The sequence below is a fragment of the Paraflavitalea pollutisoli genome, from assembly GCF_029360705.1.
Taxonomy (GTDB): Bacteria; Bacteroidota; Bacteroidia; order Chitinophagales; family Chitinophagaceae; genus Paraflavitalea; species Paraflavitalea pollutisoli.
Genome location: NZ_JARKMX010000006.1, coordinates 110,267 through 125,174, shown reverse-complemented (window position 1 = coordinate 125,174; position 14,908 = coordinate 110,267). Strand labels below are relative to the sequence as shown.

Annotated in this window: 14 protein-coding genes; 4 read left to right on the top strand and 10 right to left on the bottom strand. The window is 52.4% G+C overall.

Going from position 1 to position 14,908, the window contains the following annotated elements:
* Positions 1 to 81 precede the first annotated feature (81 nt).
* Positions 82 to 1,452, top strand: a complete 1,371-nt coding sequence (locus P2W70_RS13650; protein WP_276482031.1) for a sigma 54-interacting transcriptional regulator — start codon at positions 82 to 84, stop codon at positions 1,450 to 1,452.
* A gap of 96 nt (positions 1,453 to 1,548) precedes the next feature.
* Here the strand turns inward: P2W70_RS13650 and P2W70_RS13645 are convergent, their stop codons facing one another.
* The 7 genes from P2W70_RS13645 to P2W70_RS13615 are packed head-to-tail and all read right to left on the bottom strand — an operon-like array spanning position 1,549 to position 8,905.
* Positions 1,549 to 2,382 (bottom strand): amidohydrolase family protein, encoded by an 834-nt coding sequence (locus tag P2W70_RS13645; protein ID WP_276482030.1) that lies wholly within the window; start codon positions 2,380 to 2,382, stop codon positions 1,549 to 1,551.
* A gap of 21 nt (positions 2,383 to 2,403) precedes the next feature.
* Positions 2,404 to 3,300 (bottom strand): hypothetical protein, encoded by an 897-nt coding sequence (locus P2W70_RS13640; protein ID WP_276482029.1) that lies wholly within the window; start codon positions 3,298 to 3,300, stop codon positions 2,404 to 2,406.
* Complete coding sequence (locus tag P2W70_RS13635; RefSeq protein ID WP_276482028.1) at positions 3,224 to 4,342, bottom strand: aminotransferase class I/II-fold pyridoxal phosphate-dependent enzyme; 1,119 nt, start codon at positions 4,340 to 4,342, stop codon at positions 3,224 to 3,226. Before P2W70_RS13635 ends, P2W70_RS13640 begins: the two co-directional genes overlap by 77 nt.
* A gap of 29 nt (positions 4,343 to 4,371) precedes the next feature.
* A complete protein-coding gene (locus P2W70_RS13630) occupies positions 4,372 to 6,300 on the bottom strand; it encodes a hypothetical protein (protein ID WP_276482027.1) in 1,929 nt (642 codons plus the stop codon).
* 35 nt (positions 6,301 to 6,335) lie between these two features.
* The gene (locus P2W70_RS13625) at positions 6,336 to 7,613 is read right to left on the bottom strand and encodes a hypothetical protein (RefSeq protein WP_276482026.1); all 1,278 of its coding nucleotides are present in this window, start codon (positions 7,611 to 7,613) and stop codon (positions 6,336 to 6,338) included.
* Entirely contained in the window at positions 7,568 to 8,131 is a 564-nt protein-coding gene (locus tag P2W70_RS13620; RefSeq protein WP_276482025.1) for a hypothetical protein, read from the bottom strand. Before P2W70_RS13620 ends, P2W70_RS13625 begins: the two co-directional genes overlap by 46 nt.
* Positions 8,132 to 8,176: 45 nt before the next feature.
* Positions 8,177 to 8,905: a hypothetical protein gene (locus tag P2W70_RS13615; protein ID WP_276482024.1), complete on the bottom strand. Its 729-nt coding sequence runs from the start codon at positions 8,903 to 8,905 to the stop codon at positions 8,177 to 8,179.
* Positions 8,906 to 9,216: 311 nt separating this feature from the next.
* Between P2W70_RS13615 and P2W70_RS13610 the strand changes: the two genes are divergently transcribed.
* The 3 genes from P2W70_RS13610 (at position 9,217) to P2W70_RS13600 (ending at position 11,009) form a co-directional block, all read left to right on the top strand.
* Entirely contained in the window at positions 9,217 to 9,939 is a 723-nt protein-coding gene (locus P2W70_RS13610; RefSeq protein ID WP_276482023.1) for a ThuA domain-containing protein, read from the top strand.
* A 94-nt stretch (positions 9,940 to 10,033) separates the two neighbouring features.
* A complete protein-coding gene (locus tag P2W70_RS13605) occupies positions 10,034 to 10,612 on the top strand; it encodes a Crp/Fnr family transcriptional regulator (RefSeq protein ID WP_276482022.1) in 579 nt (192 codons plus the stop codon).
* 79 nt (positions 10,613 to 10,691) lie between these two features.
* Positions 10,692 to 11,009 carry a DMT family transporter gene (locus tag P2W70_RS13600; protein ID WP_276482021.1) on the top strand — a complete coding sequence of 106 codons (318 nt, stop codon included), beginning with the start codon at positions 10,692 to 10,694 and terminating at the stop codon, positions 11,007 to 11,009.
* 517 nt (positions 11,010 to 11,526) lie between these two features.
* On the opposite strand, the gene P2W70_RS13595 is transcribed toward P2W70_RS13600, so the two are convergent.
* From P2W70_RS13595 to P2W70_RS13585, 3 genes are all read right to left on the bottom strand, one after another.
* Complete coding sequence (locus tag P2W70_RS13595) at positions 11,527 to 13,095, bottom strand: MFS transporter (protein ID WP_276482020.1); 1,569 nt, start codon at positions 13,093 to 13,095, stop codon at positions 11,527 to 11,529.
* A gap of 93 nt (positions 13,096 to 13,188) precedes the next feature.
* Positions 13,189 to 13,845, bottom strand: a complete 657-nt coding sequence (locus P2W70_RS13590) for a beta/alpha barrel domain-containing protein (protein WP_276482019.1) — start codon at positions 13,843 to 13,845, stop codon at positions 13,189 to 13,191.
* Between the two features lie 5 nt (positions 13,846 to 13,850).
* Entirely contained in the window at positions 13,851 to 14,867 is a 1,017-nt protein-coding gene (locus P2W70_RS13585; protein ID WP_276482018.1) for a sugar kinase, read from the bottom strand.
* Between the last annotated feature and the right edge of the window lie 41 nt (positions 14,868 to 14,908).

The following is a 14,908-nucleotide window of genomic DNA, read 5'->3' as shown; positions in this document are numbered from 1 at the left end:
ATTTTCCCTGCCATCACCATTTTGCCGACTGAAGGCACCTACCTGAAGTAACAACTATTAACGAGCATCAATCGCTTCGTCATGGAGAACCTATCGGTATGTGTGCAACATACTGGTCAACCGGATCATCCGGAGTTGGCCTTTATTCGTCATGCCCTTGCAGCAAAAGACTTCGACTGCCAGGAGGAGCCATGTGTGGGATGCCTGGGCATTATTTTATGCTGGCAGGAGAAATGTGCTTTTGAAGCACTGGCTGATCAACTGCAGGTTGCCTGTCAAAGCGGCTGCAAGGTGATCGTACTGGCTATCAACCAGGCTTTGCCCGACCTACAGAAATGGCAATTGCTGCATGCGGGCGCTGCCGATGTCATTGCCTGGAAAGCAGATGAAGGGGTGACAGGTTTTCTGTGCTCGCGCCTGAAAAGGTGGAAGGTGCTGCAGGAACTGGTTCACTCCAGGATCGTACAGGAGGCGATGATTGGCGAGAGTTGCGTCTGGAAGAAGTTCCTGACACGTGTGGTGGAAGCTGCTGTGTTTACCAGTCACCATGTGTTGCTAATGGGGGAATCGGGTACTGGCAAAGAGATGACTGCCGGTCTTATTCATACACTGGATCCCCGCCAGGACAAGGGCGAGCTGGTGCTGCTGGACTGTACCACCATCGTTCCCGAGTTATCGGGCAGCGAGTTTTACGGGCACGACAAAGGTGCTTTTACCAATGCGATCTATGCGCGTGATGGGGCTTTTGCCCTGGCTGACAAAGGCTCTTTGTTTCTCGATGAGCTGGGTGAGCTACCGATGGCATTACAAGCGGGGCTGCTGCGTGTGATACAGGAAGGAACTTTTAAGCGGGTGGGTAGCAATATCTGGAACAAAACCCGTTTCCGGCTGGTCTGCGCCACCAATCGCAACCTCAAAGAAGAGATCGAGCGCGGGCACTTCCGGGAAGACCTCTATTTCAGGTTGGCCTCTACCGTATTGACCTTACCGCCGCTGCGGGAGCGTCGGGAAGATATTCCGGAGCTGGTGCGTTTCTTTCTGCGGCAAGAATTAAAAGTAGTGGTGGCGCCCGCCATCGACAATACGGTGATGAATTACCTGGTGAGCCGTAACTACCCCGGCAATGTGCGGGAATTGAAGCAACTGGTAGCGCGGATTGCCATGCGTTATTGCGGGGAAGGTTTTATCAGTATGGGTGATATTCCAGAAGACGAACTGCCGGACATCAACGACCTGAAGCAGGCCTGGAACCAGCAGCAACAAAGTATGCAGCAATCCATCCGCCTGGCCATTGCCAGCGGCAAAGACCTGTTGAAGATCAAAAACGATGTGGCGAAACTGGCCATGGAGATCGCACTGGAAGATTGTGGTGGCAACCTGAAGCTGGCTGCCAGAAGGCTGAATGTAGAAGTGAGGACCTTGCAATATATGCGGAAGCGGAATGGGGAGTGAGGGGAAGGCCAGTCACCCTGGTTATATTTCGTGGGTATACTGCCGGGTACCAGTTGCGGTGTGCTGCAACCGGATATGTGTGGATTGTGCGAATACTTAAGGCGCAACAAGCCAGGGATCACGGTATTCGTAGGCCATCGGTTCTGTGGCTTTATTGGCTGTAGGCCTGGGACGGCCTGCCGTTTCATATTCTTTGTTGCGCACCTTCTCCGTGAGGCGCAGAAAATTGCCGGCCAGCATGCGTTGCAGGTCGGCTTTGTTGTTGGTAAGTACCATTACTTTCTTCAATTCCACGGCCGGGTGCAGCCAGGGACCATCTGTTCCAAAAATGATCTTATGTGCTCCCGCCCTTTTAAAGGCCATCTCCAGCAGGTCATAGCGCCGCACGCCGGAGGTGTCGGTATAAATATTGGAGTGACGCTCCAGCAAAGGGATCAACGCTATCTGCGCCCGCCAATCATCGGAGAAGCTGGATAAGTGCGGGATGATGAAATTGACATCCGGGTATTCGGTCGCCAACAGTTCGACTACCGATACTTCTCCTGTAGGATCATACAATACCGGCGCTGCGAAATAACGCGCCGCCTCACAGATCTCGCGGGAGATGCGGGCATCGTGCCGGTGTACTTTTATTCCGCAGAAGCCATATTGTGTAACAGCAGTTCGCACCAGTTCAAACACACGTCCGCGGTCATTCACGGCGTGTACGAAGGCAAATCCATAAAACCTGTCGGGTTGCTTGTTGACGATGGCTGCCACTGCCCGGTTGGCCCTGGCATAGTCGGAATGAAAAGCCGCAAAGAGATTGGTTCTTTGTATGCCGGCTTCGGCCGACCAACGCAGGAAGTTCTTCAAAGGCGCGCTGGTGTCCCAGGGGCCGGTGAGGCCGTCGCCTTTACCGGCATGACAATGGGCATCGATGATGAACATGACGATGTGGTTTATTGTCTATTACATTCCAATCTCCCAGGTAACGACCTGCACATTCTCCGGCGCCAGGCCGGTGCTGTTGGCCACCTTCTTCGCCAGCTCTATCAATTGATCGTACGTGGCTTTCTGTCCGCGCATATCGAGGGCGATCTTCTGGTCGAGCGGATTGCCCGTGGGCCCCTTGGGGCCTTGTTGCATGCGACGACCTATCTGCTGTTGCAAGGTGCGGATCAGGGCATCCTGGTTATTGATGTTGTAGTTTTTCACTTCGATCATCGCATCGGCCGGATTGATGTCTGGCACTACACTACCCCGCGGCGGTATGGGTCTTTGCCCGGGCCGCTGGATCATTTTTGTTGGTTGGTTATTTAGAAACACCTGTTGCCCGGGCATACCTTGTGCCTTGAACAGGGCTTGCAGGTCTTTCTCAGATTGGTGCCAGCTGGGCCGCTGCCGTTTTCTGATCGTATCGATGTACTGCTGGTATTTCTGCTTCACGGCTGCACTCCGGGCACGCTGTAACTTCTGTGTCCAGTGCTGCAACAAAGCATCGCGCTGTCTTTTGCCGACACTGATGACCGGCGATTTGGTGACGTTCCCGGGCAATGCTGCCAACATCTTAGCCGGACCTGTATGCTTACGCGCTGCGTTGGCCAGGCTACCGGCAATCCTGACTGCATTGCCGAGTACGGGGCCCAGGAACTGTTCTTCTTCCAATTCCTGCTGTGGCGATACGCTGCATTTCACCGGCGTACCAAAATAACGCTGGTTGCGTCGTTCGCGCCAGTTCTGGTGTCCGGAGCTCTTGCTCTGTTTGCATTCATTGCAGCTGCAGGGGCTTTTATGACCCGGCCTGGCGACGGGCGCTACTTCGGCTGTTTCCTGTTCGCCCAAAATCTCCTGTAAGTAAGTTGCCATGTTCAATAGGTTTATTGTATGTATGGTGTCGGATAATGGCGTTGGCCAGTTTGTGCATGTCACGGGCAGACTGATCACTGCGCAGAATGACCGAAAGGGCAGGATCCTGTTGCCAGTGCGGCGTGACCATCACCGTTTTGATCTTTTCGCGGGAAAGGGCTTCCCATAAAGCCACGGTTTGCTGCCTGTTGCCTGCCTCGATCGTCTGTACCGGAAATAAGCTGCCCTGAACGGCTATACCGGCGTTGTGCAGGGAGGATCGCAGTAGCCGAATGTTTCTACTCAGGCTGGCCCGCCGGTCTTCCCCTTCCTGCCGATTGATGCGTAGGGCATTCAATGCCGCTTGCAGGTGTGCCATGCTCACCGGACTGGAATTAATCCTGGTGCGGCTGTTGGCGGCAAAATCCTCGATGGTGCGTCTATTTCCACTGATCACGGCCATGGGCACCCCCAACCCTTTGGCCAGGGAAACGATTGTCATCACCTGATCTGCCGGAGCGGGTAACCACTGCAGCAAACCACCACCTCCCAAGCCCAAGGGCATTCCTGCCTGCTTTCCTTTTCCCAGTACGCCGACGGCCTGTGTATCGTCTACTACCACCCAGCCTTTGTGGGGTTTTACCAGGGCTGCATATTGCTGTACTGGTGCGGGCCTACCGCAGGCGGGGCACCAGCCATCGGTGATGATCACCGGTCTGGCGCCGGACACTGTTTGCGAGGCCATCTGCCTGGCCAGGTGCTGCGCGTCCATGTGCCGGAAATAACTGACTGGTATTTTTCGCAGCAGGAGTTTTTCGATGCCATATCTTGAAACCGGGTATACTTTCTCATCGATGTATACCCGTACCGGCTGGTGGCAGAGCCAATCGAACAGGTCGTAGTAAAGGTGCAAGGTAGAGGGGGATACGAGTCCTTTTTCCAATCCCTGCAAGGCGGCTATCTCTTTGCCGACCTGCCTGGCAATCCTCACCTCGCCCAGGATGGCCGGCCTGCCCGTGGTAAGTGAGGACCAGCCATCCAGTTCTTTACTACTATGTTTCATTCCAAGGTAGAGCGATGAAGTAAAATCCATCATATTCTCATCCGGGTGTTTTGTTCTTTCAGTCTGCGCAGCAAATGCGTGGAGGGTTGTTGTGCGTCGATGGCCGTACTGTCGTCGCGGGTAAGGTCTACACCTGTTACAGCGCGGTAGGCGTGCATGTAGTTCTGTATCTGCGGCCGCCAGAAGATGGCCCAGTTGGCTGCCTGATCGCGGTTGAAGACGGTACTCCAGGCACCGAAACGGATGGACAACAGGATCTGCTCGCCAAATACACCCAGGTCTCGGAAATGCAGTACGCTGGTCTTGGTCCAGCCATGCAGTTGATTGAGCACTGCGGCACGATCCATCCAAGCTTCTGGATAGGGCACCATTTGACGCGTGGGCAGAAATTCCCGGAACTCGGGCCTTGCCAACAGGTATTGCTGCATCAGCATTTCTATGCGCGTGGTAGAGGGCAGGTCGCCATACTGGTTGTGGGCGCCTTCACTGAGGATCATGTGTACTTCTTTGAGTGCATTCATGATGGGGAAGCCATCGGCCACCACGGTGGTATCGTCGTACTGGCGATAGAACTTCATACTTAAGTTGAGCAAGGTATGGAAGGCCTCGATAAACTTGCTGCGGCTATCGGCCGTACGCATATTGGTAACAGCTTTCCCTTGCAGGGTGATGCCATAGTGATGATCGTATTCATAAGCCCGGCGGCGAACGGTGAGGCGGTGTTGCTCGTCCTGGATGTACCCCCACATGAGGTTGCTGAGCGGACGTAATGGCCCTACTTCGAGGTTGGCCAGCGGATCGACCGGACCATCTCCCTTGATGTTCTGGAAGCGGCGGGCAATAGTATTGACGCCCTGTACCATCATACTTTCTTCGTGCCAGTAACTCCAGATCAATTCGAGGTAGATGGGTTGTTGTATCCTTTCGGCAATGATACCATAACAAGTATCGGCCACTTTGCCATTGGCGGGATTGATGAAGTTGCTCATCGCATCGTCGAAGCTGGTCGATTTGAAATCGATATCACTTAGCTTGTTGCGGATGATGGCCAGGTAAGGAATAATCTGCAGCACTTCACCGGAGGAATCGGATACAGATTCCAGATATCCAGACAGGTCGCCGGTACTGTTGGCGAGGTTGACCATCACGAAGGCTTCTGTCGCGATCTTGATGGAACGATAAGCGTCGGTATCGTTGAAAGGCAGTTTACGGCGCCGGCGCAGACGTTTCAGTTCGGCCTGGAATAAACCGGTATTCTCGATGGGCACGTCTTCCCCGCAAAAGATCACGTTCATGTAGTCCTGGTAGTTGCGGAACGATAGGGCCTCGGTAGCATCCCGGATGGCCTGCCACAACTTCACGTCTTTGGTGAGGATGGGATTGACGGGCTGCAAGCCTACGGGAAAATAAGAAGGATTGTTGATGCGGTCGCGTGTATTACTGGGATCATCTGTCGATATACCCTGGTTGGCGATATTGGGCTGCATCCATTCGGTAATCGACTGCTGTACATAAAATGGATCAGACTCTTCGATCAATACCTCGCGCAGCGTGCCGGTGTTTTTGTCGTATCCACGCATCTGGATGACCTTTTCACCGGAAGCCAGGTCAGAGAGATCAAGCAGGCATTCCAGCTGTACCATCTGTGATTGATCGGGCTCTACCACGATGGGGCTGGCTGCATCGAACAGGTACTTCACGTTGAGTACCTTATCATCTGCCGGTGAATAAAATACAAAGAAGGAAGGAATCTGCTGGCCGGTGAGGGTTGCGCTCACATCATCGACAAAGAATTGTAATGTCAGGTAAATGAGGTCCCCTACTTTAACGAGCCGGCTGTTGGGGTTGTTGAGCACCTTGCCCACATCCATGAACCTGGACTCATTGACGTGTCCGATGCCGAAGGAGAGGTTGCCCGTCTTATTGAAGATCGGGTTCTCGTAATTTATGGTACCCATGTTGTTTGATTTTTGATTTCAAAAATGTTATTGCCTCAGCTATTGACCAGGGCCCAATGACGCAGCATATTGGTCAATACGCGGTTTTCTGTGAATGGCGTGATCACGTTATCGGCCCTGGCCTGTCCTATCACGGCAAAGACGAGCGAGGGTCTTTGTGTTTTCATGGTTTCCTGTTCGAGCTTCCATTGCCTGAACAAGGCGCGCAGTTGACCGGGATCGCGATCTGCATAGGGAAAAATGTCACCGATCCTCTTCCCCTTTAGCTTGCGTGGTTGGTGGTCCACGACGAGTTTGGCAAAATCTGCGAGCGTTGCTTCGAGCGTTGCGATCATGTCGAGCGCTTCCTGCTTCAGTCCTGTCTTCGGATACATCGATTCCCATAACTGTTCGAGCCGGTGCCACTGGTCTTCGGGATATACCTGTTTGCCGAAGGCGAGGCTGATCTTGACGCGTATCCAGGGAAAGGGATGCGGATCGTTATCGACGGCGCGAAACACGAAATACTTAGGCAGACTAACGACACTCATAAGGCCGGTGGTGGCACTGATGCCGAGGAAGGATACCGACCAGAAGTCGGACAGTATTTCGGAAATCCACCGATTGAGTAGCCGCCAGGCGTTGCTGCGCGGTTGGTCGTGCTTTTCCCGCTCATCGAGTACTGGCTTCAGCGATGGAATGAGGTCGAGCAAGGCCGATCCCTGGTGACCTACTTCATGCACGAGTGATGAACCGATGCCGTTGGCGACCATGCGTTCGCGTGGGATGCGTATGACGGCTACCGGATTTTCATCACCGCCGGGCAACCTGGTGCGGGCGCGCCGGATGGCGGCTCCGTGGCCTCTGTCGAGGTAACAGATCATCGGCGGTGCTTCGAGCAGGAAGCGGTTCATGCGCAGGGCATCTTTAGCGAATACATCCAACCCTGCTACCCAAATGCCGGTTTCGTTCTCCCCCCGCTGACTGACGACATCGGCGAAGATGTCGAACTGATCGAGCAGGGCATTGAACTGGAGCTTGAGTACTGCATAGGCCGCCTGGCATTTCTCCACATTCATCTTGTGCGGTTGCTCCATCCTGTCGATGAACTTCCTGACCTTGGTAGCGAGGAGGTCTTTGCCGGCGCGCATCAGCTCGAAGATGTTCTTTTGTGCCTGGTTAGGTATGGCTGCTGCCATGACCATGGGCATGGAGAACTCGAAGGGCTGCATCTGCGTGAGCCGGGTCAGTAATCCCTGTGCTTCGTTGATGAGGAAGCGCCGGTATTTCAGATCGCGTTCTGCAGGACCAGCTGATTGCCTTGTCTGAACCATGTTCCCTTGTTTTTGGATGAAATGCGGCTATATCCTCCGCGAGAGCGGCGTTTGGAAAGTATGGGCCTTGCTGCCTGGTTGATGGCCTGTGTGACCAACTGGCGAGGCTCGCCACTGGCACCTTCGGCGATGGCTTTGTTGAGGTATTTGGCGGCCTTTTTAACCACGCGCAGGTAGTCGACAGCCTCCAATTCTCCTACTTCTCCAAAGAGCCAGTTGCTGGCTGCATTGGCAAGTGCGCCACCTACCTTACCGCCGGTATTGCCACCGATATAAGATCCCAGGTTGCGCCCCACACTGGGCAGCATTTTCTTACCGAAGCTTTTGGCGCCGGCCACGAAGTCCTTCTTGACGGCCTGCCCTTGCGGTGAATTGTAGAGCCGTTTGGCGGCATTGAAGATGTTACCGAGGAAGTTTTCGAACTCGCCCTCGTTGGAGACCGATAAGAGTTCGTTGAGTTCCCCTTCTCCTTCGTATTCGAATTCATTGTTGAACTCATATTCATATAAGCTGCTCATGTAGATCAGTTTTAAGGTGTGGTGAATGGTTTTGACCTGCGGTAATCAGGCGCCGTACACGATGATGTTGTTGCCATCACGTACCCAGGTGCCAGTAGCTCCTTCTGCACCGCCATTGTCGTAGCCACCGCCACCATAACCGCGTCTGCCCATGGAGCGTGCGCCGTATCGGCCACCACCACGACGTTTGCGCAACAGACCGGGTGCATGGTTGTAAGCGGCTTGCTTGAGGGCGCTTCCTACAGCTGCTCTGGGTGGTGCACCAGCAGCGGCGGCAGACGTCGCACGGCGGGTAGCATCCGACGCAAAGCGTACGAAACGACGGGCCACTTCAAATTCGCGGTCTTCATTGCTGAGGCCTTCGAGCTCCATTTCAAACATGCTGGAAGCAAAACTGCCGAGCTTGTTACCGATCATACCACCAACACCAGGTGCAACAAGATTGCCCAGGGCTCCACCAGCGATGGGTAATGCTTTCTTGGCGATGGATTTGAGACCTCCCAACAATCCTTTGCCGATGGGGGATTTGGCGAAGCTGGATACGCCACGGCCGATCTTCTTGAATACGTTGCCGAGGAATTGTTCCAGTTCGTATTCATTGGTCACTTCGAGTAACTCAGTGGCCAGTTCCAGTTCAAGTGCTTCGCCTTCCAGTTCTCCTTCAAATTCGAATTCTCCTTCTCCCTCGAATTCAAACTCGAATTCTCCTTCTCCTTCATATTCGAATTCATTGTTGAATTCATACTCATTGGTAGTGCGATCAAGATTGTGCATAACATAGTGTTTTAAAATGAAGAATGTGTTGTTCCGGTTTTTGTCTTTCCGGCTGATGCCAGAACTATATCCAACGGGGTGCCAGTTGAAAAAGGCATTGTATTTCAAGCTATTGAGAGAAAGGCAGGCATGAAAAAAATTTCGTACCGGCACCGGGGTGGTGGCTGACCGGAAAAAATATTCGCAGGGGAGCCCGTTTGCTGTTGGGTGTTTTGTATCAACCGAAAAATAAATGCGGTTGGCTACCGGACGGCTGACGGTTTTGCGTTAGCTTCATAGCCTCACCAAATGATCCTGTAACCATGCGCCATATGCTTCGTTTATCCTGCTGCTTATTGATCAGCCTGCTGTTTGTAACCTCCTTTTCCCAAGCCCAAAAGAATAAGGTCCTCGTGTTTTGCAAGACTGCTGGCTTTCACCACAACTCTATTGAAGAGGGCAAGGCCGCGGTGATCAAGCTGGGACAGGAAAACAAGTTTGGGGTAGACACCAGTACGGATGCCAATGTTTTCAATACGGCCAACCTGAAACAATACAAGGCAGTGATCTTCCTGAATACGACCGGTAACATCCTCGATGAGGCACAACAGGCTGCCTTTGAGCAGTACATCCGTTCTGGGGGAGGTTTTGTAGGTGTACATGCCGCTACCGATACGGAATATGACTGGCCCTGGTATGGCCGACTGGTGGGCGCCTATTTCAAAAGCCATCCGGCTACCCAGGAAGCCTCGCTGGATGTGGTGGACAACAAACATATCTCGACCAAACACCTTCCTGCCCGCTGGACACGGAAAGACGAGTGGTATAATTTCAAATGGCTATCGGACAGTGTACAGGTGTTGATCACCATCGACGAGACCTCGTATACCGGCCCACGCATGGGCACGAAGCATCCCATGGCCTGGTACCATGAGTTTGATGGCGGCCGGGCGTTTTATACCGAGCTCGGACATACCCCGGAGTCGTTTACCACAGACACCCTGTACCTGCAGCACCTGCTTGGTGGCATTCAGTGGGCGATGAAAAAGAAATAGCGGGATAGACTGTCTGGTGTTACTGCTTAGATTTGCTGACCGATCGGTTGACCGGCTTGCCATATCTGCGATTGTACTAATTTGCAGCTATTAAATGGCCAGCACCCTGAAGAACATCATTGCCCATATTCAACAGTTGTATGCGTTGCCGGAGGACCTGCTGCAAGATTTTACGGCACTGCTGACGGAGGAATCGCATCCTAAAAACCACGTGCTGCTCAGGGAGGGCCGTGTAGAGCACAAGATGTATTTCATCGAGCGAGGCATCGCCCGTGCCTTTTGTTACCGCGATGAGCGGGAGATCACTTTCTGGTTTGGGGCCGAGGGGGATGTTTTCTTCTCCTACAATAGTTATGTGGCGGATAAGCCGGGCTATGAATCGGTAGAGTTGCTGGAAGATTCGTTGCTGTACAGTATTTCCTACAAAGCGATCCGTCAGCTGTTTGATACGCAGATCGAGCTGGCCAATTGGGGACGACGGTTGGCGGAACATGAGCTGATCAAAACGGAATCCTGCTTTATTGGCCTTCAATTTCAATCTGCCATCGAGCGATATAAAAACCTGCTGGAGACCAATCCCGCGCTGATCCAGCGGGTGCAGTTGGGCCATATCGCCTCTTACCTGGGCGTATCGCAGGTGACACTCAGCCGCATACGTGCGGAATTGCGGTAGCCTGCGCTTTCCTTTTTTAACATAGGTTAAAAAATAGGTCCTCCCTTCCACCGAGCTTTGCGGACTAAATCGGAAGGTTATGGCATGGATCATTCTAATCATTGCGGGTTTATTTGAGGTGGGCTTTACGACCTGTTTGAAGTTGTCGAACAACTTCACCAACTGGAAATGGTCAGGCGCCTTTTTTCTCTGTATTACGCTGAGTTTTCTGCTGCTCAATAAAGCTATCCAGTCCATCCCGATCGGTACGGCTTACGCTGTGTGGACGGGTATCGGCGCGGTGGGTACCGTGATCATGGGTATTGCTTTGTATAAAGAACCCGCCGATTTCTGGCGTATGTTGTTCATCTTCCTGCTGATCGGCTCGATCGTGGGCCTGAAGGTGGTGTCGAAGTAAGTAGATGATGGCGTGGATGACACTGCCGGAGTGGCAGCTGAAGAGGATGTCCTGTCTAATGACCATTTGTTGACCAGGGCCAGACCAGTACCTGATCAGGGTCTGGTATTGGTCTGATATGGGCTTACTTACTGCTCGGGTCTCCATAAGGTCTCTATAAGGTCCCTATAAGGTCTCTATAAGGTCTCGATAAAGGTGTGTTAGTTTGGACGGAGGGCGCTATTGGAGAGCTATTATCTGGCTATCAGTTTCTAAAAACTGAACTTAATTCCAGTTTTTGTGGCAATTAGGCTCATTGGTGGTGGAGCTGGTCGATTCTAATAAAGCGCAAAAATGCTGCCAGGTTGGCATTCAAATGTACGATTACAAGCCTTACAATACAAGTTATTCCTGGCTACAACAGGCGGTGAATTGGGAACACGCAATCGTCAAATTCTAGTTACTGTACCCCTGTTTCAAGCAAAAGGGCTGACCATTGCCGGTCAGCCCTTTTGCTATTTTGTATCTATACCTGTGCTTACAGGTCAGTAATCGGTTTGTATTTGGGAACAAGACTCTTCATGATGAACCAGGCGAAGAGATAAGCCAATGCACAGATCGTAAACATTATCGTATAAGCGGTGCCCATTTCGGCTTGCACCAGCGGCTTTTGAATCTCGAGCACTTTGGCAAATGCCGTCGGATCAACCGCCTTGATCTGCTCTACCACGTCTTTTGAAATATTGGTCAACGCTTTTACCTTGATATCGACTGCATCACCAAACTTCGTTACCAAGCTCATGGATTGCACTTTGTCCACATACTCGCCCAAGCCTGCTGCCCTGGCGGCGGCCCAGGAATTGGCCACACCGGTAGAACCATAGGCATCAAACAACCAGCCACCGATCTTGGTAACGAGTACACCACCCAAGCCGCCGGCCATACCACCGATACCTACTACCGAACCCACTGCTTTCTTGGGGAACATGTCGGATACCGTTGTAAAAATATTGGCACTCCAGGCCTGGTGTGCACCTGTACCGATACCGATAAAGAACACCGGCACCCAGAAACTAATATACCCCAGCGGCTGTGCTGCCAATACCGCCAGCGGGAAGATGGCGATCAACAACATGGCGCGCATACGACCATCATACGCCTGGTAGCCCTTCTTCATAAAGTACATCGGGAACCAACCACCGGAGATACTACCAATCATGGCGAACGTGTAACATACAGCCAGTGGTATTTGAATGGCATCACCGGTCATGCCGTATTGTGCTTTTAGGTAAGCTGGCAACCAGAACAGGAAGAACCACCAGATACCATCCGTAGAGAATTTACCAATCGCAAATGCCCAGGTCTGACGGTACGTCAACAATTTGAACCAGGACACTTTTTCTTTGCCGTCTACAGCAGGTGTAGCTGTCTTTTCTTCATCATCCGATTTAATATAGGCCAGCTCAGCAGCAGACAGTCTTTTTTGCTTCTCGGGTTTTTCATAGAACAACCACCAGAAGAGCAACCAGATGAATCCAATCGCACCAATGATCTCAAACGCAGCGCCCCATCCCCAATGATCTGCGATCCAGGGTACAGTAAGCGGTGCCAATATCGCTCCTACATTCGCACCGGAGTTAAAGATCCCGGTAGCGAGTGAACGTTCTTTTTTGGGAAAATAATCAGCAGTCGCTTTGATCGCAGCGGGGAAGTTACCCGCTTCGCCCAATGCCAGTACCGCGCGACATACCATGAATCCGATCACAGAGAAAGCACCGGCAGCACCTACGAGGGCACCTACGGTTTTACCGATGGGCTCAGCCTGCGAGTGAATGATCGCACCAATCGACCAGATCACGATGGCCCAGGCATACCCTTTTTTGGTGCCCAGCTTGTCGATGATGCGGCCGGCAAATAACATGAAGATGGCGTAGGTAAACTGAAAGACGGCTGCAATATTCGCATAGTCGCTGCTCGACCAGCTAAACAGTTCCTCCAATCTTGGTTGCAGGAGACTCAATACCTGTCGGTCGAGGTAGTTGACCGTGGTAGCGAAGAATAACAGGCCGCAAATTGTCCACCTGTATTTGCCTATGGCTTGGTGCATGATCGTTATTTTTTGTTGATGGTCGGGTTTATAATGGGCGGGGCAATGTCAACCGTTGTCTGCCGCCATTACAGCCTGCAGCATACGGCTGCTTTATTTTCCCCGTACTTCGTTTACCAAGGCAATGGCTTCCTGGGTTTTGCTCACCAATGTTGCGTAGTCTTTCTTTTCCAGAATCTCTTTGGTGATGAGTTTGCTGCCCATACCGACGGCTACTACCCCCGATTTGAACCAACCGGCCAGGTTCTCTTTGCTTACCTCTACGCCACCGGTGGGCATGAAGCTGATGCCGGGAAACAGTTCTTTGATGGCGCTTACGAAGCCAGGTCCGAGCAGGTTGCCGGGAAACAGTTTCACCATTTTAGCGCCGGCTTCTTCGGCACGGATGATCTCGGAAGGGGTCATACAACCCGGTATCCACAGCATTTCTTCTTTGTGTACGGCCTCGGCCACTTCTTCGATGATGCCTGGCGCTATAATGAAATCGGCCCCCGCTTTGATAAAGGCCTTGGCTTCTTTCTTGCGTTTGATGGTGCCAATACCCAAGAGCATTTCGGGCAACTCCTGGTCGCGGGTATCTTTCAGCAATTTGAAATTCTCCAGGGCTTCTTCCCCTCTGTTGGTATACTCTACCGCCCGGATACCTGCTGCATACAAGGCCTTCAGCACTTCTACGCTCACGGTAGCATCTGGATGAAAGTAGAGTGGCAATACGCCCTGTTCCGCTATTTTGGTAATGATCGCGTTCATGTTGGTTATTTCTTGAGTTGTGCCAGGATGGCAGACATTTCCTGGTTGGTAGCATCGCCCTTTTCCATGAGCTTGCCGAAAGCCGCCTGCGCTGCCACATCGATCACCTGCTGGGCAGGCTGTTCATTGTACAGTCCGTAGATGAGTCCAGCCATGAAACAGTCTCCACTACCTACCTTGTCGATGATCTTAGCCGCCGTGAGCTCCGCACTATGGTACAGTTTTCCTCCGGTATAGAGGGCTGCATAATACAGGATGCCACCATCGCCCTGATCAAAGCGGAAGGTATTGGCCACCACCTTGCACTTGGGATATTGTTTTTGTATTGTTTCAGAAGTCGTGATCGCGTGTTGCAACAGTTCTTCTTTCTTGTTCTCGATGTGTATGTTGGGATCTACAGGAATGCCGAGCAGACTATTGGCCGCCCAGATATTACCCATGATCACGTCGCAATAGGGCGCCAGTTCCGGCATGATCTCCACCGGCTTCTTGCCGTATTGCCACAGCTTTGCCCGGTAATTGAGGTCGATAGAGACCGTAATGCCTTTGGCGGCCGCTGCTGCTGCTCCCTCTTTGCATACGGCTACTACATTCTCATTCAAGGCAGGGCTGATCGCACTGAAATGGAACCAGGTGGCATCTTTCAATACCTCGTCCCAATCGATCATGCCAGGCTGTAACGAACCAAAGGAAGAGTAAGCGCGGTCATAGATCACGCCCGCATTTTTAAGATCGGCTCCCTGTGGCAGGTAGTAGACCCCTACCCTGCTTCCGGAGAAGTTGACGGTAGACGTATCGATCTTCTTGGTATTGATCTCGTCGCAGATCTCTTTGGAGAGGTAGTTGTCGGGCAAGGCGGTGCTGTATTGCGTGGGCAATCCCCAGCGTGCCAGTGCCGTGGCAACATTCAGTTCGGCACCTCCGATATAGACCGGCATGCTGTTCGTTCTGATCCATTCCCGGTTCAGTACGGGCGACATGCGCAGCAGGAGTTCTCCAAAACAAAATACGGTTCCTTTCATGTGTGCTTCGCTGAAATATGATAGCAGTGTATTTGTTGTCG

Coding starts and splice junctions, on each gene's coding strand:
- P2W70_RS13650 (WP_276482031.1), top strand. CDS start 82: ATGGAGAACCTATCGGTATGTGTGCAACATACTGGTCAACCGGATCAT.
- P2W70_RS13645 (WP_276482030.1), bottom strand. CDS start 2,382: ATGTTCATCATCGATGCCCATTGTCATGCCGGTAAAGGCGACGGCCTC.
- P2W70_RS13640 (WP_276482029.1), bottom strand. CDS start 3,300: ATGGCAACTTACTTACAGGAGATTTTGGGCGAACAGGAAACAGCCGAA.
- P2W70_RS13635 (WP_276482028.1), bottom strand. CDS start 4,342: ATGAAACATAGTAGTAAAGAACTGGATGGCTGGTCCTCACTTACCACG.
- P2W70_RS13630 (WP_276482027.1), bottom strand. CDS start 6,300: ATGGGTACCATAAATTACGAGAACCCGATCTTCAATAAGACGGGCAAC.
- P2W70_RS13625 (WP_276482026.1), bottom strand. CDS start 7,613: ATGGTTCAGACAAGGCAATCAGCTGGTCCTGCAGAACGCGATCTGAAA.
- P2W70_RS13620 (WP_276482025.1), bottom strand. CDS start 8,131: ATGAGCAGCTTATATGAATATGAGTTCAACAATGAATTCGAATACGAA.
- P2W70_RS13615 (WP_276482024.1), bottom strand. CDS start 8,905: ATGCACAATCTTGATCGCACTACCAATGAGTATGAATTCAACAATGAA.
- P2W70_RS13610 (WP_276482023.1), top strand. CDS start 9,217: ATGCTTCGTTTATCCTGCTGCTTATTGATCAGCCTGCTGTTTGTAACC.
- P2W70_RS13605 (WP_276482022.1), top strand. CDS start 10,034: ATGGCCAGCACCCTGAAGAACATCATTGCCCATATTCAACAGTTGTAT.
- P2W70_RS13600 (WP_276482021.1), top strand. CDS start 10,692: ATGGCATGGATCATTCTAATCATTGCGGGTTTATTTGAGGTGGGCTTT.
- P2W70_RS13595 (WP_276482020.1), bottom strand. CDS start 13,095: ATGCACCAAGCCATAGGCAAATACAGGTGGACAATTTGCGGCCTGTTA.
- P2W70_RS13590 (WP_276482019.1), bottom strand. CDS start 13,845: ATGAACGCGATCATTACCAAAATAGCGGAACAGGGCGTATTGCCACTC.
- P2W70_RS13585 (WP_276482018.1), bottom strand. CDS start 14,867: ATGAAAGGAACCGTATTTTGTTTTGGAGAACTCCTGCTGCGCATGTCG.